Consider the following 19,452-nt stretch of genomic DNA (forward strand, 5'->3'; position numbering starts at 1 on the left):
CGAAATGGCGATCCAACCCGTTATTCAACACCAGTGGAGTCACCCCTCATGCGTCTCAAACTTGCTGTCGCCACCCTCGCCCTGCTGTCTCTGCCCGTCGGTTCGGCAATGGCCGACAGCTTTTGGCGTAACGTCATTTCATCCGGCGCCACCACCGGCTCGACGTACCTGACCTTCAAGGATCACAAGCTGATCGTCGCCGCCCAGGACGACGCCGGCAGTTTCGTCGCCAGCGATGGCGGTATCCGTGGCCCGTACCTGGAAGCCGCCATGCAGAAAGTCCGCGCCGACAATCCTGGTCTGCAGGCCACGGACATGGAACTGGCGAACGCGATCCTGGCGAAGAACGCCGTGGCTTCGGAATAAACCTGTCGCCCACAAAAATGCCGCTCACACGAGCGGCATTTTTTTTTGCCCGCCGATCAGCGGTAATCGTCCACCGGCACACAGGCGCAGAACAGGTTGCGGTCGCCATAGACGTTGTCCACCCGATTCACCGCCGGCCAATACTTGTGCGCCCTGGTGTGTGCATCCGGCGTGATGCCCTGCTCGATGCTGTAAGGCCGCTCCCAGACGCCGGTGACATCGGCCAGCGTATGGGGCGCCCGCTTGAGCGGGTTGTCTTCGGCCGGCCAGTTGCCGTTCTGCACTTCGGTGATTTCCGCACGGATGCTCAGCATCGCACCGATGAAGCGGTCCAGTTCTGCCTTGGACTCACTCTCAGTCGGCTCGACCATCAGCGTGCCCGGCACCGGGAACGACATGGTCGGCGCGTGGAAGCCGTAATCCATCAGGCGCTTGGCGACGTCTTCCTCACTGATGCCGGTCTGCGCTTTCAACGGTCGCAGGTCGAGAATGCATTCATGGGCCACCCGATCATTGCGCCCGGTGTAGAGCACGGGAAAGGCACCGGACAAATGCTGCGCCAGGTAATTCGCCGCAAGAATCGCCACTTCGCTGGCGTCCGCCAGTTGCGGCCCCATCATGGCGATGTACATCCAGCTGATCGGCAAAATGCTCGCACTGCCCCAGGGCGCTGCGCTCACCGCGCTGTTCTGCGGTTGCGGCCCGTCGATCGGCACTACCGGATGATTGGCGACGAATGGCGCCAGGTGCGCCCGCACGCCAATCGGCCCCATGCCCGGCCCGCCGCCACCGTGGGGAATGCAAAAGGTCTTGTGCAGGTTCATGTGCGACACATCGGCGCCAATGTCTGCCGGCCGCGCCAGCCCGACCTGGGCATTGAGGTTGGCGCCATCCATGTACACCTGACCGCCGTGCCTGTGGATAACGTCGCAGATTTCGCTGATGCCTTCCTCATATACACCGTGGGTCGACGGATAGGTCGCCATCAGGCACGACAAGTTGTCTCCCGCCTCGGCAGCCTTGGCCTTCAAGTCCTCCAGATCGACGTTGCCCGCCTCGTCGCACTCGACGATCACCACCCGCATCCCGGCCATCTGTGCCGAGGCCGGGTTGGTGCCGTGGGCCGAGGACGGAATCAGGCAGATATCGCGCCCGCCCTGCTGACGGCTTTCGTGGTATTTGCGGATGGCCAGCAACCCGGCGTACTCGCCCTGAGCCCCGGAATTGGGCTGCATGCAGATCGCGTCGAACCCGGTGATCGCACACAGCCAGCGCTCCAGCTCTTCGATCATCAGCGTGTAACCGACCGCCTGCTCCCGGGGCACGAACGGGTGCAGGTTGGCGAACTGCGGCCAGGTGATCGGGATCATTTCGCTGGTGGCGTTGAGTTTCATGGTGCAGGAGCCCAACGGGATCATCGACTGGTTGAGCGCCAGATCCTTGTTCTCCAACTGCTTGAGGTAACGCAGCATCTCGGTTTCGCTGTGATGGGCGTTGAACACCGGGTGGCGCAGATACGGCGAGTTGCGTTGCAGGTTCTCGGGAATTCCGGAAACCAGCGCTTCGGCATCGAGTTCTTCGACGTTGAGCCCATGATCGACACCCAACAGCACATCGAACAGTTTGCCGACGGTGCGCTCGTCACAGGTTTCATCGAGACTAAGACCCAAGTGGCCGCGACCGAGAATGCGCAGGTTGATCTGCGCAGCCTGAGCACTCTCGATGATCGCTGTCTGCGCGCCGCCGACGTCCAGGGTCAGCGTGTCGAAAAACTGCTGGTTGATGCGTTTGATACCGTGACGCTCGAGGCCGGCAGCGAGGATGCAGGTCAGCCGATGGACTCGCTGGGCAATACGTCTCAGCCCTTCCGGTCCGTGGTACACGGCATAGAAACTGGCGATGTTGGCCAGCAGCACCTGGGCCGTGCAGATGTTCGAATTGGCCTTCTCCCGGCGAATGTGCTGCTCGCGGGTCTGCAGGGCCATGCGCAGCGCCACGTTGCCTCGCGCATCTTTCGAGACACCGATGATGCGCCCGGGAATCGCCCGTTTGTATTCCTCGCGACTGGCGAAAAACGCCGCATGCGGCCCGCCGTACCCCATCGGCACACCGAAGCGCTGGGACGAGCCGAACACCACATCGGCGCCCAGTTCACCCGGCGGGGTCAGCAACAGCAGACTCAGCAGATCGGCCGCGACACAGGCCAGCGCCTGTTGCGCATGCAGGTGATCGATCAACGGACGCAGGTCGCGGACCTCGCCATGGGTGTCGGGGTATTGCAGCAATGCGCCGAACACCTGATGTTGCTTCAAGTTATCCACAGCGTCGACGATCAGCTCGAAACCGAAGCCTTCGGCGCGAGTCCGGACCACGGAAAGGGTTTGTGGATGACAGTTTTCATCGACGAAAAACAGATTGCTCTTCGACTTCGCCACACGCTTGGCCAGCGCCATGGCTTCGGCGGCCGCAGTGGCCTCATCGAGCAGCGAAGCATTGGCCAGCTCCAGACCGGTGAGGTCGATGGTCAGTTGCTGGAAATTGAGCAACGCTTCGAGCCGGCCCTGTGCGATCTCCGGTTGATACGGCGTGTAAGCGGTGTACCAGCCAGGATTTTCCAGCACATTGCGCAGAATGACCGTCGGCGTGAGAGTGCCGTGGTAGCCCATGCCGATCAGGCTGGTCCAGACCTGATTCTGTTCGGCGTACCCGCGCAGTTTCGCCAGCGCAGCCTGCTCGTCCAGCGCGGGCGGCAGGTCAAGCTCACGATTGAGTCGGATGGCGGGCGGAACGGTCTGCTCGATCAGTTCGATCCGGCTGCCCAGGCCCAGGCTGTCGAGCATGGCCTGCTGTTCGGCGGCATCGGGGCCGAGGTGACGGCGCAGGAAGGCCTGGGGGTCGCGTAACTGGCTCAAGGACGGCAACTGGGACATGACGGGCTCTCTCCTGGCTGGCGCTCGGCGTCAATGCAACACGGTCAAACCAGCATAGCAGTCGATGCCGTCGCGGACGGCTTGGCGGCGGGTGGTCGGACGGGGCATGCTGTGGCACCAGCAACACGTGCCCAACCCTTGGATGATCGAGTCCTCATGAGCCAACTGCCGTTTCTGCCGTTTTCCAAACCTGTCATCGACGAAGCCACCATCGCCGCTGTCGGCGACGTCCTGCGTTCCGGCTGGATCACCAGCGGGCCGAAGGTCCAGGCCTTCGAAGCGCAACTGTCGGAGTATTTCGGCGGGCGCCCGGTGCGCACCTTCAACTCCGGCACCTGCACCATGGAAATCGCCCTGCGCATCGCCGGTATCGGACCGGGTGACGAAGTGATCACCACGCCGATCTCCTGGGTCGCCACCGCCAACGTGATTCTTGAAGTGGGCGCCACCCCGGTGTTCGCCGACATCGACCCGGTCACCCGCAACATCGACCTGGATAAACTGGAAGCGGCCATCACGCCGCGTACCAAAGCGGTCATCCCGGTCTACCTCGCCGGGCTGCCGGTGGACATGGAGCGCCTGTACGCCATCGCCAAAAAACACAACCTGCGCATCGTCGAAGACGCCGCGCAGGCCCTCGGTTCGAGCTGGAACGGCCAGCGCATCGGTGCCAGCGGCGACTTCGTGTCGTTCAGCTTCCAGGCCAACAAGAACGTGACCTGCTCCGAAGGTGGTTGCCTGGTGCTGAACACGCCCGAGGAAGCACGTCTGGCGGAGAAATATCGCCTGCAAGGCGTCACCCGCACCGGCTTCGACGGTCTGGATGTCGATGTACTCGGCGGCAAATTCAACATGACCGACGTCGCAGCGACCATCGGCCTCGGCCAGTTCGCCCACATCGAAGCCCTCACTGCTCATCGTCAGGAACTGGCGCGTCATTACTTCAAGTGCTTTGGCGACGACTTCGAAGCCACGTACGGCGCGCAACTGCCGCCGGCCGATTTCACCAACAGCAACTGGCACCTGTTCCAGCTGGTATTGCCGGAGCGCAAGGACGGCTTGCCGGCACGGGCCACGTTCATGGAGCAGATGCAGGCGCTGGGTATCGGCATCGGTTATCACTACCCGCCGATCCACTTGCTGAGCCTGTACCGTGAGCGCGGTTTCAAGGAGGGCATGTTGCCGGTGGCCGAGCGGGTCGGACGGCTGATCGTGTCGTTGCCGATGTTCACCGCGATGAGCAAAGCCGATGTCGAGCGCTCAGTGGCGGCGGTCAAAGCGGTGCTGGGCAACGCCTGAGCCATCCCCGATAAAAAGGCTGCGTTCAGAAAAAAGCCCCGACGGATCGGGGCTTTGCGGTGGCGCGTGAAGCTTATTCGCCGATGGATTTCCTGTAGGCATCGGCGTCGAGCAGCTTGTCCAGCTCGGACTTGTCGCTTGGCTTGAGCTTGAAGATCCACGACTCATACGGTTCTTCGTTCAGCAGTTCCGGCGAATCCGCCAGTTCCTCGTTGACCGCGATCACTTCGCCGCCGACCGGGGCATAGATGTCGGAAGCGGCCTTGACCGATTCCACAACACCCGCCGCATCACCGGCAGCAAACACCTTGCCGACTTCAGTCAGCTCGACGAACACCACGTCGCCCAGCGCTTGCTGTGCGTGATCGCTGATGCCCACGGTGACGGTGCCGTCGGCTTCCAGGCGCGCCCATTCATGACTTTCGGCAAAACGCAGGTCGGCGGGGATATTGCTCATGCTCGGTGTCCTCAAGAAATTGTCAGCGGTCGTACCCGCCGGGAAAGGTTAGATCAAGGTTTTGCCGTGGCGGACGAAGGTCGGTTTAACCACTCGTACCGGATACCACTTGCCACGGATTTCCACTTCGGCGCGGTCGGCTGTCGCCATCGGTACGCGCGCCAGGGCAATCGACTTGCTAAGCGTAGGAGAGAAACTACCACTGGTGATCTCTCCTTCGCCAACATCAGCGATACGAACCACCTGATGCGCACGCAAAACCCCGCGTTCCTCGAGCACCAGGCCCACCAGTTTGTGCTGCACGCCAGCGGTTTTTTCCGCTTCCAGCGCATCACGACCGATGAACCGGCGCGTGGCCGGCTCCCAGGCGATGCTCCAGGCCATGTTCGAGGCCAGCGGCGAAACGTCTTGATGAATATCCTGACCGTAGAGATTCATGCCGGCTTCCACCCGCAACGTATCGCGGGCACCGAGGCCAATGGGAGAAATGCCGGCGCCTACCAGATCGTTGAAGAATCCGGGGGCCTGATCGGCCGGCAGGGCGATTTCCAGCCCGTCTTCGCCGGTGTAACCGGTACGGGCAATGAACCAGTCGCCGTCGACCTGGCCTTCGAAAGGCTTGAGCACCTGGATCAGACTGGCGCGGGACTGGGTCACCAGTTCGGCAATCTTCTGCCGGGCATGAGGGCCTTGAATGGCGAGCATCGCCAGATCGGTGCGTTCGCGCAGCTGCACGTCGAAGCCGGCAAGATGCGCCTGCATCCAGGCCAGATCCTGATCGCGAGTCGAAGCGTTGACCACCAGCCGGTAACCGTCATCGAGGCGATAGACGATCATGTCATCGACAATGCCGCCGCGCTCGTTGAGCATCGTGCTGTACAACGCCCGGCCCGGGCTGTGCAGGCGTTCGACGTCGTTGGCCAGCAAATGCCGGAGCCAGGCCCTGGCCTGTTGGCCGGTGACATCGATCACGGTCATGTGGGAAACATCGAACACCCCGCAATCGCGACGCACCTCGTGGTGTTCCTCGACCTGCGAGCCGTAATGCAGTGGCATGTCCCAACCGCCAAAATCGACCATCTTCGCGCCGAGGGCGAGATGCAGGTCATACAGAGGCGTACGCTGTCCCATGGGTTTCTCCTTCCGGGCGTGGCGAAGGTGCGGAGCGCTGCTGCACGGTTTGAAAACCCCGCAAGGAAGGCCCTCAGCCGACTTCAGCGACAGGGTCTGTCAGACGGACCGCACCGAATGCCGCGCATTGTAGCCGCATGCTTCAGGTCTCACTACTAAGTGTTTCCGTGGGCCGAACGACGGATCAGTCCAATGACCGGCAACAAGCCGACCAGCACCAGCGTCAGCGCCGGCAACGATGCCCGCGCCCATTCACCTTCGCTGGTCATCTCGAAGATGCGCACAGCCAGCGTGTCCCAGCCAAACGGGCGCATCAGCAGGGTCGCCGGCATTTCCTTGAGCACATCGACGAACACCAGCAGCGCGGCGCTGAGCGTGCCGGGCAGCAGCAACGGCAGATACACTTTGAAAAACAGTCGCGGCCCACTGACACCCAGGCTACGTGCCGCTTCGGGCAAAGAGGGCCGTATACGCGCCAGACTGCTTTCCAGCGGCCCGTAAGCCACCGCCACGAAGCGCACCAGATACGCCATCAGCAACGCCGCCAGACTGCCCAGCAGCAGCGGTTTGCCCTCACCGCCGAGCCAGCCTGAGAGCGGAATCACCAGCTCCCGATCCAGATAACTGAACGCCAGCATGATCGACACCGCCAGCACCGAGCCCGGCAACGCGTAGCCGAGATTGGCCAGACTGACGGCGGAGCGGATGGCCGGCGTCGGTGCCAGACGCCGGGCGAACGCCAGCAACATCGCCACGCTGACGGTGATCAGCGCCGCCATGCCGCCCAGATACAAGGTGTGCAGAATCAGCCCGGCGTAGCGCTCATCCAGATCGAAACGCCCGCGCTGCCAGAACCACACCAGCAGTTGCAGCACCGGAATGACAAACGCACAGGCGAACACCAGACCGCACCATCCGGTCGCTGCCCAGGCCCTGGCCCCGCGCAGGTGATACAGCGCCTTGACCCGCGGTCGCTCGTTGCCCGCCCGATTGGCGCCCCGGGCGCGACGTTCGCCGTACAACACCAGCATCACCACCAGCAACAACAGACTGGCCAGTTGCGCAGCGCTCGACAGGCTGAAGAAGCCATACCAGGTCTTGTAGATCGCGGTGGTGAAGGTGTCGAAGTTGAACACCGACACCGCGCCGAAATCCGCCAGGGTTTCCATCAAGGCCAGCGCCACACCGGCACCGATGGCCGGCCGCGCCATCGGCAATGCCACCCGCCAGAACGCTTGCCACGGTGACTGGCCGAGCACCCGCGCCGCTTCCATCAGGCCTTTGCCTTGAGCGAGAAACGCGGTGCGCGCCAGCAGATAAACGTAGGGGTAGAACACCAGCACCAACACCAGAATCACGCCACCGGTGGAGCGCACTCGCGGCAGACGCAAACCGGTTCCGAACCATTCGCGCAGCAGGCTTTGCACGGGTCCGGCGAAGTCCAACAGGCCGACGAACACGAACGCCAGCACATAGGCCGGGATTGCGAACGGCAGCATCAGCGCCCAGTCGAGCCAGCGCCGACCGGGGAATTCGCAGAGGCTGGTAAGCCAGGCGAGGCTGACGCCCAACAGGGTCACGCCGATGCCGACGCCGACGACCAGCGTCAGGGTGTTGCCCAGCAGGCGCGGCATCTGGGTTTCCCACAGGTGCGACCAGATCTGCTGGTCGATGGTCTGCCACGACAGCAGTAGGACGCTGAGGGGCAGCAGCACCAACGCGGCGATGGCGAAGACAATGGGGTACCAGCGGCGTTGGGCGGGGTGGGACAAGGAAACGCTCTCGTTCAAATAATTGTGCCCACGCTCTGCGTGGGCACACATTCCGTGACGCTCTGCGTCACGCTGTCGATGATGCGACGCAGAGCGTCCAGGGCTGCATTCCCACGCGGAGCGTGGGAACGATCAACTCGCAGCGTCAGTTCCAGCCCGCCCGATCCATCATCCGGATCGCTTCAGCCTGACGCTTGCCCGCCACTTCGACCGGCAGCGTATCGGCCACGAACTGCCCCCACGCCGCCACTTCTTCCGAAGGCTTCACCGCCGGATTCGCCGGGAATTCCTGGTTCACGTCAGCGAAGATCTTCTGCGCTTCAGGCGTGGTCATCCACTCCACCAGCGCCTTGGCCGCTTCCGGGTGCGGTGCATGTCTGGTCAGGCCGATGCCCGACAGGTTGACGTGCACACCGCGGTCCGCCTGGTTCGGCCAGAACAGTTTCACCGGCAGATCCGGCTTTTGCTTGTGCAGGCGACCGTAGTAGTAAGTGTTGACGATGCCCACATCGCACTGGCCGGCATTGATCGCTTCGAGCACCGCGACGTCGTCGGAGAACACGTCGGTGGACAGGTTGTTGACCCAGCCCTTGAGGATCTTTTCGGTTTTCTCGGCACCGTGGACTTCGATCAGGGTGGCGGTCAGCGACTGGTTGTAGACCTTCTTCGCCGTGCGCAGGCACAGGCGACCTTCCCAGTTCTTGTCGGCCAGCGCTTCGTAGGTGGTCAGCTCGCCCGGTTTCACGCGCTCGGTGGAATAGGCGATGGTCCGCGCGCGCAGGCTCAGGCCGGTCCAGGCGTGGCTGGAGGAGCGATATTGCAGGGGAATGTTGGCGTCGATGGTTTTCGAGGTGAAGGGCTGGAGAATGCCCATCTGCTCGGCCTGCCACAGGTTGCCGGCATCGACGGTCAGCAGCAGGTCGGCGGTGGCGTTCTCGCCTTCGGCCTTGATCCGTTGCATCAGCGGCGCTTCCTTGTCGGTGATGAACTTGATCTTCACCCCGGTCCTGGCGGTGTAGGCATCGAACACCGGTTTGATCAGCTCATCGATGCGCGAGGAGTAGACCACCACCTCGTCGGCGGCCTGAGCGGCGGTGCTGCCGATCAGGGTCAGGGCCAGGGCGGTCAGAAGACGCTTGGATGCCAACATGGAAGTGATCTCTCGGTCGGAAAAAAGTGGCCCAAATGATAAGGACTCACATTTACCAGCTCAATCGATCACTTTCCCAAGGAGTTACCAGATGTTGCACGGCATAGGCGGTGCCTGATCTGACGCCTTCGCGGGCAAGCCCGCTCCCACAGGGTTCCAGGGTGTACTCAAATTGGAATTTCACACTGACCACTGTGGGAGCGGGCTTGCTCCGGGCGGCGATCCGACGAAAGGGCCCTCAGTCTCAACGGAGAATTAAGATTTAGCCAGGACGGGAAGGTCCCCGGTCAACCCCAACGCTTCACGCACGAACAGCGCTTTGGCCTCGGGCATCTGCTCGACGATTTTCAACCCGGTATTGCGCAACCAGCGCAGCGGCAGCGGATCGGCCTGGAACAACCGCTCGAAGCCTTCCATCGCCGCCATGAGCGCCAGGTTGTGCGGCATGCGCCGACGCTCGTAGCGGCTCAGGACTTTCACGTCCGCCAGCCGTTCGCCGCGTTCGTTGGCTTGCAGCAACACCTCGGCCAGCACGGCGGCATCGAGGAAACCGAGATTCACCCCCTGCCCCGCCAACGGGTGGATGGTGTGCGCCGCGTCGCCGATCAGCGCGAGGCCTTCGGCCACATAGCGCTTGGCATGGCGTTGACGCAGCGGCACGCACAGCCGCGGGTCGGCACTGACGACCTCGCCGAGGCAGCCTTCGAAGGCGCGCTCCAGCTCACGGCAGAAATCCGCTTCATTCAACGCCATCAGCCGTTCGGCCTCACTCGGCGTGGTCGACCAGACGATCGAGCACCAGTCCTGCTGCCCGTCCCGCTCCAGCGGTAGAAACGCCAGCGGCCCGTGATCGGTGAAACGCTGCCATGCGGTCATGCGGTGCGGTTTGCTGCTGCGCACACTGGTGACGATAGCGTGGTGCAGATAATCCCATTCGCGGGTGGCGACACCGGTCAGACGGCGCACGGCGGAGTTGGCGCCGTCCGCCGCGATCACCAGCGGCGCACGCAAGGTGCGGCCATCGGCCAGGGTCAGCAGCCAGTCGTCACCGGAGCGGCGCATCTGCTCCAGCCGCGCATTGGCCAGCAGGCCCAGGTCACAATCGTGCAAACGGTCGAGCAAGGCGTCCTGCACCACGCGGTTTTCGACGATGTGGCCGAGCACTTCGGCGTGCACGCTGCTGGCCGAGAAGTGGATCTGCCCGGTGCCGCTGCCGTCCCAGACGTGCATGTCGGTGTACGGACTGCTGCGTCGGTTGACGATGCCGTCCCACACGCCGAGGCGATCGAGAATCCGCTGGCTGGCTGCCGACAGCGCGCTGACTCGTGGCTCGAACGGTGCGTCGCCGGCGAAGGGTTTGACGCTCAGCGGGCTGCCGTCGAGCAGCAGGACTTCCAGCCCGCTGTCCTGCAACGCCAGCGCCAGGGCGCTGCCGACCATTCCGGCTCCGACAATCAGCACATCCGCGCGCATTTCCATGCTTTAAACCTGTCTCGCTGGCGGCTCGAGCCGCACGTAAAGGGTTTTACCGATCCGCACCATCGGGTTACCGACATCGAAATACGGCAAGTAGACACTCATGATCCAGCGCATCGGCCGTGCCTTGCCAGACTGTCCGATCAGCCGCTCACGCATCCGGCCGCGTCCCCAGCCCCATGGCCTGACGGGCGAACCAGCGTTTGGCCGGCGGCAGCAGATCGAGGCCCAGCAGGCCGATGTTGCGTCCCAGCGAAACCAGTGGCTGGGTACTGCCGAACAGCCGCGTGACCTGATCGGAGAAGCCTACGGTGAGGTCCTGATCCAGACGCTGACGCTCGCGATACGCCTGCAACGTGGCGAAATCCCCCAGCGGTTTGTCGCTGGCCAGCAGTGCGGCGGCCAGTGCATCGGCATCGCGCAGGGACAGGTTGAAACCCTGCCCGGCAATCGGGTGCAGGCTGTGGGCAGCGTTGCCGAGCACGGCCAGATGCGAACGCACCTGCTCTTCGGCCTCCACCAGCGACAGCGGATACAGATGCCGCGCGCCGACCTGTTTCAGAGTGCCGAGGCGGTAACCGAACACGCCTTGCAACTCACTGAGGAAGTCGCGTTCATTCAGTTGCGCCAGACGTTGCGCGTCCATGCCCAGACGGGTCCAGACCAGCGCGCAGCGGTTTTCCGGCAGCGGCAACAAAGCCATCGGGCCTTCGTCGGTGAAGCGCTCGAAGGCCATGCCGTTGTGCGCTTCGCTCGGGGTGATGTTGGCGATCAGCGCGCTCTGGTTGTACGGACGCTTGCGCACGTTGATGCCCAGTTGCTCGCGCAGACCGGAGCGGCCGCCATCGGCGAGCACCGCCAGATCGCACTCAAGAGTGGTCTCATCGTTGAGGGTCAAGCGATAGCCGTCCGGCAGCGGCTCCATGCGAGTGACCTCCGCCGGGCAACGCCAGCTGATCACGTCCTTGTCGACGTGCTGCCACAGGCAATGACCGAGCCAGGCGTTTTCCACAACATAACCCAGCGCCGGCACGCCCTCTTCCATCGCCGACAATCGAGCGGTGGAGAAACGGCCACGGTCGGACACATGAATCTGCTTGATCGGCTCGGCGCGACGGGAAATTTCCTGCCACACACCCAGCCGTTGATAAATCTGTCGGGAACCAAAAGACAGCGCCGAGGAGCGGGCATCGTAACTTGGCTGCCAGCTGTCGCCGGGAGCAAACGGTTCGATCAGCACGATCTTCCAGCCACGCGCCCTGGCCCCGGCCTGCAACGCCAGCGCCAGACTGGCGCCGACCAGGCCACCACCGATGATTGCCAGATTGACCCGACTCATGCTGCACCGGTCCGTGCCTGCGCCATCAGCGCTTCGATTTCGGCGACGGTTTTCGGCACGCCACCCGTCAGGATTTCACAACTGCTCTTGGTCACTACCACGTCGTCCTCGATGCGCACGCCAATGCCGCGCCACTTCTTCGCTACATTCTGGTTGTCCGGGGCGATGTAAATGCCCGGTTCCACGGTCAGCGCCATGCCGACCTCCAGCACGCGCCATTCGCCACCGACCCTGTACTCGCCGACGTCATGCACATCCATGCCCAGCCAGTGGCCGGCGCGGTGCATGTAAAACGCCTTGTAGGCCTCCGAAGCGATCAACTCATCCACCTCGCCCTGCAACAGCCCCAGCTTCACCAATCCGGCGGTAATGACCCGAACCGTCGCTTCGTGCGCCTGGTTCCAGTGCCTGTTCGGGGCGATTTCGGCGAAGGCGGCTTCCTGCGCGGCCAATACCAGTTCGTAGATCGCCTTCTGCTCGGTCGAGAACTTGCCGTTCACAGGCCAGGTACGAGTGATGTCGCTGGCATAGCAGTCGATCTCGCAACCGGCGTCGATCAATACCAGATCGCCGTCCTTGAGCTGCGCGTCATTCTGCTGGTAATGCAGGATGCAACTGTTGCGCCCCGACGCGACGATCGATCCGTAGGCCGGCATCTTCGCCCCGCCCTTGCGGAATTCGTAATCGAGTTCGGCTTCCAGGCTGTACTCGTACAATCCGGCACGACTGGCCTGCATCGCGCGGATATGAGCCTGGGCGGAAATCCGCGCCGCTTCGCGCATCACCTTCACTTCTGCCGCCGATTTATACAGGCGCATGTCGTGCAGCAGGTGATCCAGGGCAACGAATTCGTTCGGCGGCTGGGCGCCGAGGTGGGCCTTGGAGCGGATCACGTTGATCCAGTCCATCAGGTGGCGGTCGAATTCCGGGTTGCTGCCCATCGCCGAATACACCCGGTCGCGGCCTTCGATCAGGCCCGGCAGGATGTCGTCAATGTCTGTGATGGGGAAAGCGTCGTCGGCGCCGTAATCACGGATCGCGCCTTCCTGGCCGGCGCGCAGGCCATCCCAGAGTTCCCGTTCGGCGTTGCGCTCACGGCAGAACAGTATGTATTCGCCATGTTCGCGACCGGGCATCAGCACGATCACCGCCTGCGGCTCGGGGAAACCGCTGAGGTACTGGAAGTCGCTGTCCTGACGGTAGACGTGCTCGACGTCGCGGTTGCGAATGGCAACCGCGGCGGCTGGCAGGATGGCGATGCTGTCGGGTTCCATCTGCGCCATCAGCGCCTTGCGGCGACGGGCGTATTCCGCTTTCGGGATATGGATCATGGGCAGATGGCTTTCCCTGGCACGCGATCAGTGCAGCGACGGCTTGGCGGCTGGCGGCACGTCGGTTTTCCTGGTTTCGGAGAACAGCAGCAGCGGCGCTACACGCAGGTACTCCATGACTTCCATGTAGTCGCTTTCGCCGTCTTCGGACTCTTCCAGAGCATCTTGCACCTGGGAGATCGCCGCCAGATCCTGCAACACTTCGGTGGCCTCGGTGCTCAGCATGCTGCTGTCGCGGCAGTTCAGACCGAAACCGGTGAGGAAGCCCTGGCACCACTGGCCCAGTGCGGCGGCGCGGTCGGCCAGCGGCACGTCATCGGTCGGCAACAGCAGCACGACGGTCACGTCGTCGCCGGTGAGCTCGCCCTTGACCATTTCCTGCAGGCCGACGAGGGCGTTGCGGACGTTGTCCTGAATATCGCCTTCGAGCAGTTCGGCGGCGTCGATCAACCAGCCTTCATTGTCGAAGCCGGCACCGGCGCAGCTGCGGCCGAGCAGCAGGCCATGCAGTTCGGCAGGCGAGACGTTGTGACCGCTGGCAGTCAGCAGGGTGGCAAAGGCTTGGTACGGGGAATTCTGAATGGGCATGGGCAGCTAGGCGCCAGACGGCGCTATGTCTAGAATGAAGGCCTTGTATCCTACATCGACAGACACGCCAAGACCATTAAAGGCTGCCTCCCGGCCAAACCCATCAGACCGAATCAGTGGACACAATGGAAGACACCGACCTGCAAGCGCTGATGGCCAGACTCGAGCTGCTGATTACTCGGGTCGAGCAACTAAAGAGTCAAAACGCACTCTTACTAGCTCAGGAAAAGACCTGGCGCGAGGAACGCGCTCACCTCATTGAAAAAAACGAAATCGCCCGGCGTAAGGTCGAATCGATGATTTCGCGCCTCAAGGCCCTGGAGCAAGACTCATGAGTTCAAGCAATAGCGTTACCGTGCAGATCCTCGACAAAGAATATTCGATCATCTGCCCCCAGGAAGAACGCAGCAACCTGGTCAGTGCCGCACGCTATCTGGACGGCAAGATGCGCGAGATCCGCAGCAGCGGCAAAGTCATCGGCGCCGACCGCATCGCCGTGATGGCCGCCCTGAACATCACCCACGATCTCTTGCACAAGGAAGAGCGCCCGGACATCCAGACCAGCGGCTCGACCCGTGAACAGGTACGCGACTTGCTCGATCGGGTCGATCTGGCGCTGGCCGACGATCCGGACATCAGCAAGGGCTGATTCACCGGACCGCTTGAGGTATACTCGCCGCACTCCCTGGGGTGCTTGCCAGTTGACGATGTCCCTGAGCCGATTTGCACTACCCTGGGGGTTGCACGTTGGGCTGGTGTGCATGTCCGCCAGACGGAAAGCCTTAAAGCCTACTGCATCCTCCACCTTGAACTCTCGGGTTCAAGGGCTAAGTCGACAGCGGCTCATCCGGGGAGCCTGATTCGAATCCGATGCCGGTGCATGCCGGCATCGGATTTTTTATGCGTACGTTTTCGTCCCATCCTGCCGAAGCCGACCATGACCGAACCCGCGCTGCTGCCCCGCCCCCAACTGCGCCGCCTGCTGCGCAAGGCCCGCCGCTCCCTGACGCCGAGCCAGCAACGCGCGGCCGCCGAAGGCCTGTATAAACAGCTGGCACAGGACCCGCAATTTCGCCGGGCGAAACATATTTCCCTGTACCTGCCCACCGACGGCGAAATCGATCCGCGCCTGTTGTTGCGCGCCGCCCAGCGTCGAGGCAAGAAGACCTACCTGCCGGTGCTGAGCGCCTGGCCACGTACCAAAATGGTCTTTCAGCAGATCAGCCCCGGCGAGAAACTGCGGCGCAATCGCTTCCGTATTCTGGAGCCACGGGTCAATCCGGCCCGTCAGCGCAAGATATGGGCACTGGATCTGGTGTTGTTGCCATTGGTGGGATTCGACGACGTCGGCGGACGCCTGGGAATGGGCGGCGGTTTCTACGACCGCAGCCTTGCGTATCTGGCCCGCCGCCAGAGCTGGCGCAAACCGACGCTGCTGGGCCTGGCCCATGAATGTCAGAAGGTCGAACGACTGGCACAGGCCAGCTGGGATGTACCGTTGCAGGGAGCGGTGACCGACAGGGCGCGGTATTTCGCAGGGTAGACGCCGCGAGGGAGTCAGCGGCGTCGGAAAGACGGTTTCAGCGTTTGAATGCGGTCGACTGCTGTACCTGTTGCGCTACTTCAATCGGAGCATCGGTCTTGTTGGCCCACAGGCTTTGCGCATAACCGGTGGTCACGACGCCCAAGCCGAACAAAATCACCAGAGTCCACAGCAAATCCGGTTTGCGTTTCATCGATTGCCCCCCTCAAGGCACATCATCACGATGACAGCAGCGGTTTCCATTCGTAGGCCGTGCAGCAGCGTCAAGCTTTAAAGGCCGGCATTTTGCGACAACGTGAACCGCTGCGCAAATGCTGGCGTCAACCGACTGTCGGTTTGTCATAAAATTGCCCGACAACCTGCCCAATGACCCTTTCAGGAGCACACGACATGGCCTTTTGGCTGATGAAATCCGAGCCCGACGAACTCTCGATCAAGGGTCTGGAAAAGCTCGGCAAGGCGCGCTGGGACGGGGTGCGCAACTATCAGGCCCGCAACTTCCTGCGGGCCATGGCGGCAGGAGATGAGTTCTTTTTTTATCACTCCAGCTGTCCTGAGCCGGGGATTGCCGGGATCGGCAAAATCATCCAGGCCGCGTACCCGGATCCCACCGCACTGGAACCGCAAAGCCACTACTTCGACCCGAAAGCCACGCCGGAGAAAAACGCCTGGAGCGCCATCGACGTCGCTCATGTCGAGACGTTTTCCCGGGTGTTGAAACTGGATTACCTGAAGCAGCAGGCCGCGCTGGCCGAAATGCCACTGGTGCAGAAAGGCTCGCGACTGTCGGTGATGCCGGTGACGGCCGAGCAATGGGCGGCGGTTATTGCGTTGAAACCCTGAGTCATTTGTCGCCTGACAAAATGCCATCGCGAGCAAGCTCGCTCCCACAGGGTTCAGCGGCGATCACACAAATGTGTTGCACCACAAAACCTCCGTGGGAGCGAGCTTGCTCGCGATGAGGCCCGCCCGGACAACGAATGTCTTACTGAATGATCAGGTTGTTGAACAACAGATCCTCGACCACCGGCTTGCCGGTTTCGTCATTCATCACTTGCTGGGTCTGCTTCAAGGCTTCCTGACGCAGCTTTTCCTTGCCTTCGATACTGCCCATCGCATCGGTAGTCTGCTGGGTGAACAGCGCCACCAGCTGATTGCGGATCAGCGGCTCGTTGGCCTTGACCAGTTTGGTCGCTTCGTCGCCGGTCACCCGCAACGCCACGTCGGCCTTGTAGACCTTGAGCTTCGGTGTGCCGTCGAGCCCGTAGTTGCCCACGAACGGCGGGCTCAAGGTGATGTAGTTGACCTTCGGCGCCTCGCCTTCTTTGGCTTCTTCGGCCAGCGCTGCCACAGGCAGAGACAGGGCCAGCAACAACATGATCCACGCTTTCACAATTCGCTCCTTATCCGGTTTGCGGCCTAGCATAACGACCCGCCGCGCAAGCACAAGCTTATGGCGGACTATCAGGGCCGGGCATGCTCGTTGACCCGTTGACTGCCACACCTACACTTATCGGCCATCACTCCCAAAGGAATAGCCCTGATGAAAGCCGTGCTGTGCAAAGCCTTCGGCCCTGCCGAATCGCTGGTGCTGGAAGACGTCGCCAGTCCTGTCGCGAAGAAGAATGAAATCCTGCTGGATGTGCACGCCGCCGGGGTCAACTTTCCGGACACGCTGATCATCGAGGGCAAGTATCAATTCAAGCCGCCCTTTCCGTTCTCGCCCGGTGGCGAAGCTTCAGGCGTGGTCAGCGCGGTGGGGGAGAAGGTCAGTCACTTGAAGGTTGGTGATCGAGTCATGGCCCTGACCGGCTGGGGCAGCTTCGCCGATCAGGTCGCGGTGCCGGGCTATAACGTACTGCCGATTCCACCGACGATGGATTTCAACACCGCCGCGGCGTTCAGCATGACCTACGGCACCTCGATGCACGCACTCAGGCAGCGCGGCAATCTGCAGCCGGGTGAAACCCTGCTGGTGCTCGGTGCCTCCGGTGGTGTTGGTCTGGCCGCCGTGGAGATCGGCAAGGCCATGGGCGCCCGGGTGATCGCTGCCGCCAGCAGCGCAGAGAAACTCGCCGTGGCCAAGGCTGCCGGTGCTGACGAACTGATCAACTACAGCGAAACCAGTCTCAAGGACGAAATCAAACGCCTGACCGACGGCCAGGGTGCCGACGTGATCTACGACCCGGTCGGCGGCGACCTGTTCGACCAGGCCATTCGCGCCATCGCCTGGAATGGCCGACTGCTGGTGGTCGGCTTCGCCAGCGGACGCATTCCCGAACTGCCGGTCAACCTTGCGCTGCTCAAGGGCGCGGCGGTACTCGGGGTGTTCTGGGGCTCCTTCGCCCAGCGCCAGCCCCAGGACAACGCGGCGAACTTCCAGCAATTGTTCGGCTGGTTTGCCGAGGGCAAGCTGAAGCCGCTGGTGTCGCAGGTGTATTCACTGAGCGAAGCCGCACAGGCGATCAATGATCTGGGACAGCGCAAGGCTGTGGGCAAGGTGGTGGTGCAGGTGCGCTGACTGAATTGGCGATTCGGATGCTGTCCGGATCGCCATTCACTGCGTCCGGCACTAAAGCAACTTGCGGACATCTTCCGGCAAAAACCTCGTGAACCTGCTCACCGGCCACTGTCGGCAACGCCAGACGACGCCCTCCACGCTTCGGTTCAGTCTGGCAATCAGCGCGAGTCTTTCGTCTTTCGACAGTGGTGGCTTGAAGAGAGCGCTCGACAAGTGGTCACGGAGATAGTGAAACGGCGCCGAGTCGACCCATGAATACTCGGGCATTCGATTGAGCAGTTCGTTGAACTCTCGGCATTTCAACTGCTGAACCCATTGGTGGGCACCCTCCGGCGCTTCGAGGAGAAAGACCATGGGCGCCACGATTTCCTGTCTGGCAGGCTTGTCGGCGTCAACCGTCCACGGCTTGAACCTCCACTGTTCTATCGCATCCCTGACCGCCTGCGCCAGATCCGGATGATCACTTTGCAGAATGCTGATTTCGCTCACCGAACCATCCGAATTGGCCATGAAACGGACCTTAACGTCACCGGTGATCCCCGCTCTCGATAACGCAGGCGGGTAAACCGGCCTGGGGGTGTTGTCCGGAATCACAAACACTTCTCCCGCCTGAGCAGGGAAAATGACCAACAAAACGACAGCCATGATCCATTGCTTCATTCCCGTACCTTCCGCACTGACACGCCCTCTCGGCAACATCACAAAGGTTACGGAGCAATGATTTTCAACTGAATAGCGCGGCTTCTGAAGTGAATGCAGGAAATTGCCCAAGTCTCGACGGGAAATTGGGTGCAAGCGTGAAGGAATCATCTACCAGTAACTTTTCCGACGGACTACTTCCCCTGGCTTGCGTCCGCCTCGTCACCTGGCAACAAATGCTCCAGAACCTTCCGGCTGTCGGTCCTGATGATCTGGCCCTTATCGTCGAAGCGCAGCACGATCAGCCAGTCGTACACCTCGTCCGGCCATTTTTTTTGCCCCATCAGGGCTGTACTGTCGCCGCCGAACGCCTGAATCAGCTTGTTGATATGGCCATGGTGCCAGGCGATCAGGATCGTCGGCGCCTCATTGCTCTGGCGCAGCAGCCTGACCAGCTCATGCACGTCCCCGTTGATGTAAGGCTGTTCGACCGGCAGGTCCAGGCGTTGGGCCAACGGTGTCAGGGTCAGGCGCGAGCGGGAACTCACCGGGCTGTCAGCGGCGGCAATCAATCGTTCAGGGGTCAGCATCTGCCCATCCAGCTTCAACGGATTGAAATAGTCGGCGTAGGCGAGAGCCCGCTGTTCGCCCCGGGCATTGAGTACCGCGCCCTCGGTCGGTTTCTCCGCATGACGGATGATCAGCACCGTGGCATTACGCAAACCGGATTGTGCAGGGTGGTCGGCGTAAATCAATGTCAGCGCCGCGACGGCAATAAACGTCACCGCCAATAAGCGGCGCATCATCATGCGAACCTTCAAAGCCATCATTCATCTCTGCAGAACAGTCGGTTGACCGATGCGAGTCTAAGCCGCCTCATGTTCATAAGTGGTGAAAACGCCCTGTTCTT

The 19,452-nt window shown here is 62.0% G+C and carries 20 protein-coding genes and 1 other RNA gene; 8 read left to right on the plus strand and 13 right to left on the minus strand.

The features are described 5' to 3' along the window. The first annotated feature begins 48 nt into the window (after window positions 1–48). The gene (locus BBF94_RS15720; protein WP_007951791.1) at window positions 49–366 is read left to right on the plus strand and encodes a DUF2388 domain-containing protein; all 318 of its coding nucleotides are present in this window, start codon (window positions 49–51) and stop codon (window positions 364–366) included. 56 nt (window positions 367–422) lie between these two features. On the opposite strand, the gene gcvP is transcribed toward BBF94_RS15720, so the two are convergent. Then, the gene (gene gcvP / locus BBF94_RS15725) at window positions 423–3,296 is read right to left on the minus strand and encodes an aminomethyl-transferring glycine dehydrogenase (protein WP_065259909.1); all 2,874 of its coding nucleotides are present in this window, start codon (window positions 3,294–3,296) and stop codon (window positions 423–425) included. A 156-nt stretch (window positions 3,297–3,452) separates the two neighbouring features. Here gcvP and BBF94_RS15730 point away from each other — a divergent pair, with 156 nt between their 5' ends. Continuing rightward, the gene (locus tag BBF94_RS15730; protein WP_065259910.1) at window positions 3,453–4,595 is read left to right on the plus strand and encodes a DegT/DnrJ/EryC1/StrS family aminotransferase; all 1,143 of its coding nucleotides are present in this window, start codon (window positions 3,453–3,455) and stop codon (window positions 4,593–4,595) included. Between the two features lie 73 nt (window positions 4,596–4,668). Here BBF94_RS15730 and gcvH read toward each other — a convergent pair whose 3' ends face one another. The 8 genes from gcvH to BBF94_RS15770 all read right to left on the minus strand — a co-directional run bounded on the left by gcvH (window position 4,669) and on the right by BBF94_RS15770 (window position 13,839). Continuing rightward, window positions 4,669–5,052, minus strand: a complete 384-nt coding sequence (gene gcvH, locus BBF94_RS15735) for a glycine cleavage system protein GcvH (RefSeq protein ID WP_065259911.1) — start codon at window positions 5,050–5,052, stop codon at window positions 4,669–4,671. Window positions 5,053–5,100: 48 nt separating this feature from the next. Further along, window positions 5,101–6,183 carry a glycine cleavage system aminomethyltransferase GcvT gene (gene gcvT / locus BBF94_RS15740; protein WP_065259912.1) on the minus strand — a complete coding sequence of 361 codons (1,083 nt, stop codon included), beginning with the start codon at window positions 6,181–6,183 and terminating at the stop codon, window positions 5,101–5,103. 155 nt (window positions 6,184–6,338) lie between these two features. Then, window positions 6,339–7,955, minus strand: a complete 1,617-nt coding sequence (locus BBF94_RS15745; RefSeq protein WP_065259913.1) for an ABC transporter permease — start codon at window positions 7,953–7,955, stop codon at window positions 6,339–6,341. A gap of 145 nt (window positions 7,956–8,100) precedes the next feature. Beyond that, on the minus strand, window positions 8,101–9,105 hold the full coding sequence (locus BBF94_RS15750) for an extracellular solute-binding protein (protein WP_065259914.1): 1,005 nt from the start codon (window positions 9,103–9,105) through the stop codon (window positions 8,101–8,103). A gap of 255 nt (window positions 9,106–9,360) precedes the next feature. Next, window positions 9,361–10,578, minus strand: coding sequence for a 2-octaprenyl-3-methyl-6-methoxy-1,4-benzoquinol hydroxylase (locus tag BBF94_RS15755; RefSeq protein WP_176704468.1), 1,218 nt, complete (start codon window positions 10,576–10,578; stop codon window positions 9,361–9,363). Window positions 10,579–10,732: 154 nt separating this feature from the next. Further along, on the minus strand, window positions 10,733–11,920 hold the full coding sequence (gene ubiH / locus BBF94_RS15760; protein ID WP_065259916.1) for a 2-octaprenyl-6-methoxyphenyl hydroxylase: 1,188 nt from the start codon (window positions 11,918–11,920) through the stop codon (window positions 10,733–10,735). After that, the gene (gene pepP / locus BBF94_RS15765; protein ID WP_065259917.1) at window positions 11,917–13,251 is read right to left on the minus strand and encodes a Xaa-Pro aminopeptidase; all 1,335 of its coding nucleotides are present in this window, start codon (window positions 13,249–13,251) and stop codon (window positions 11,917–11,919) included. Before pepP ends, ubiH begins: the two co-directional genes overlap by 4 nt. A 27-nt stretch (window positions 13,252–13,278) precedes the next feature. Then, window positions 13,279–13,839 (minus strand): YecA/YgfB family protein, encoded by a 561-nt coding sequence (locus BBF94_RS15770; RefSeq protein ID WP_065259918.1) that lies wholly within the window; start codon window positions 13,837–13,839, stop codon window positions 13,279–13,281. A 125-nt stretch (window positions 13,840–13,964) separates the two neighbouring features. Here BBF94_RS15770 and BBF94_RS15775 point away from each other — a divergent pair, with 125 nt between their 5' ends. From BBF94_RS15775 to BBF94_RS15790, 4 genes are all read left to right on the plus strand, one after another. Then, window positions 13,965–14,174, plus strand: a complete 210-nt coding sequence (locus BBF94_RS15775) for a TIGR02449 family protein (protein ID WP_007940359.1) — start codon at window positions 13,965–13,967, stop codon at window positions 14,172–14,174. Further along, window positions 14,171–14,488, plus strand: a complete 318-nt coding sequence (locus tag BBF94_RS15780; protein WP_065259919.1) for a cell division protein ZapA — start codon at window positions 14,171–14,173, stop codon at window positions 14,486–14,488. The genes BBF94_RS15775 and BBF94_RS15780 overlap by 4 nt, the downstream gene beginning before the upstream one ends. 30 nt (window positions 14,489–14,518) lie before the next feature. Next, a non-coding RNA gene (gene ssrS / locus BBF94_RS15785) (6S RNA) lies at window positions 14,519–14,697 on the plus strand. A gap of 79 nt (window positions 14,698–14,776) precedes the next feature. Continuing rightward, entirely contained in the window at window positions 14,777–15,382 is a 606-nt protein-coding gene (locus tag BBF94_RS15790) for a 5-formyltetrahydrofolate cyclo-ligase (protein WP_065259920.1), read from the plus strand. A 37-nt stretch (window positions 15,383–15,419) separates the two neighbouring features. Here BBF94_RS15790 and BBF94_RS28020 read toward each other — a convergent pair whose 3' ends face one another. Continuing rightward, window positions 15,420–15,575 (minus strand): hypothetical protein, encoded by a 156-nt coding sequence (locus BBF94_RS28020; RefSeq protein WP_024014743.1) that lies wholly within the window; start codon window positions 15,573–15,575, stop codon window positions 15,420–15,422. A 197-nt stretch (window positions 15,576–15,772) separates the two neighbouring features. Here BBF94_RS28020 and BBF94_RS15795 point away from each other — a divergent pair, with 197 nt between their 5' ends. Further along, a complete protein-coding gene (locus BBF94_RS15795) occupies window positions 15,773–16,225 on the plus strand; it encodes an EVE domain-containing protein (protein ID WP_065259921.1) in 453 nt (150 codons plus the stop codon). Between the two features lie 142 nt (window positions 16,226–16,367). Here BBF94_RS15795 and BBF94_RS15800 read toward each other — a convergent pair whose 3' ends face one another. Continuing rightward, window positions 16,368–16,775 (minus strand): flagellar basal body-associated protein FliL, encoded by a 408-nt coding sequence (locus BBF94_RS15800; protein WP_065259922.1) that lies wholly within the window; start codon window positions 16,773–16,775, stop codon window positions 16,368–16,370. A gap of 150 nt (window positions 16,776–16,925) precedes the next feature. On the opposite strand from BBF94_RS15800, the gene BBF94_RS15805 reads away from it, so the two are divergent. Further along, on the plus strand, window positions 16,926–17,903 hold the full coding sequence (locus BBF94_RS15805; RefSeq protein ID WP_065259923.1) for an NADPH:quinone oxidoreductase family protein: 978 nt from the start codon (window positions 16,926–16,928) through the stop codon (window positions 17,901–17,903). Window positions 17,904–17,954: 51 nt separating this feature from the next. Here BBF94_RS15805 and BBF94_RS15810 read toward each other — a convergent pair whose 3' ends face one another. Beyond that, on the minus strand, window positions 17,955–18,563 hold the full coding sequence (locus BBF94_RS15810) for an energy transducer TonB (RefSeq protein WP_065259924.1): 609 nt from the start codon (window positions 18,561–18,563) through the stop codon (window positions 17,955–17,957). Between the two features lie 173 nt (window positions 18,564–18,736). Then, window positions 18,737–19,369 (minus strand): flagellar basal body-associated protein FliL, encoded by a 633-nt coding sequence (locus BBF94_RS15815; RefSeq protein WP_065259925.1) that lies wholly within the window; start codon window positions 19,367–19,369, stop codon window positions 18,737–18,739. Window positions 19,370–19,452: the final 83 nt, after the last annotated feature.

It is taken from the genome of Pseudomonas bananamidigenes (assembly GCF_001679645.1).
GTDB classification, from domain to species: Bacteria; Pseudomonadota; Gammaproteobacteria; order Pseudomonadales; family Pseudomonadaceae; genus Aquipseudomonas; species Aquipseudomonas bananamidigenes.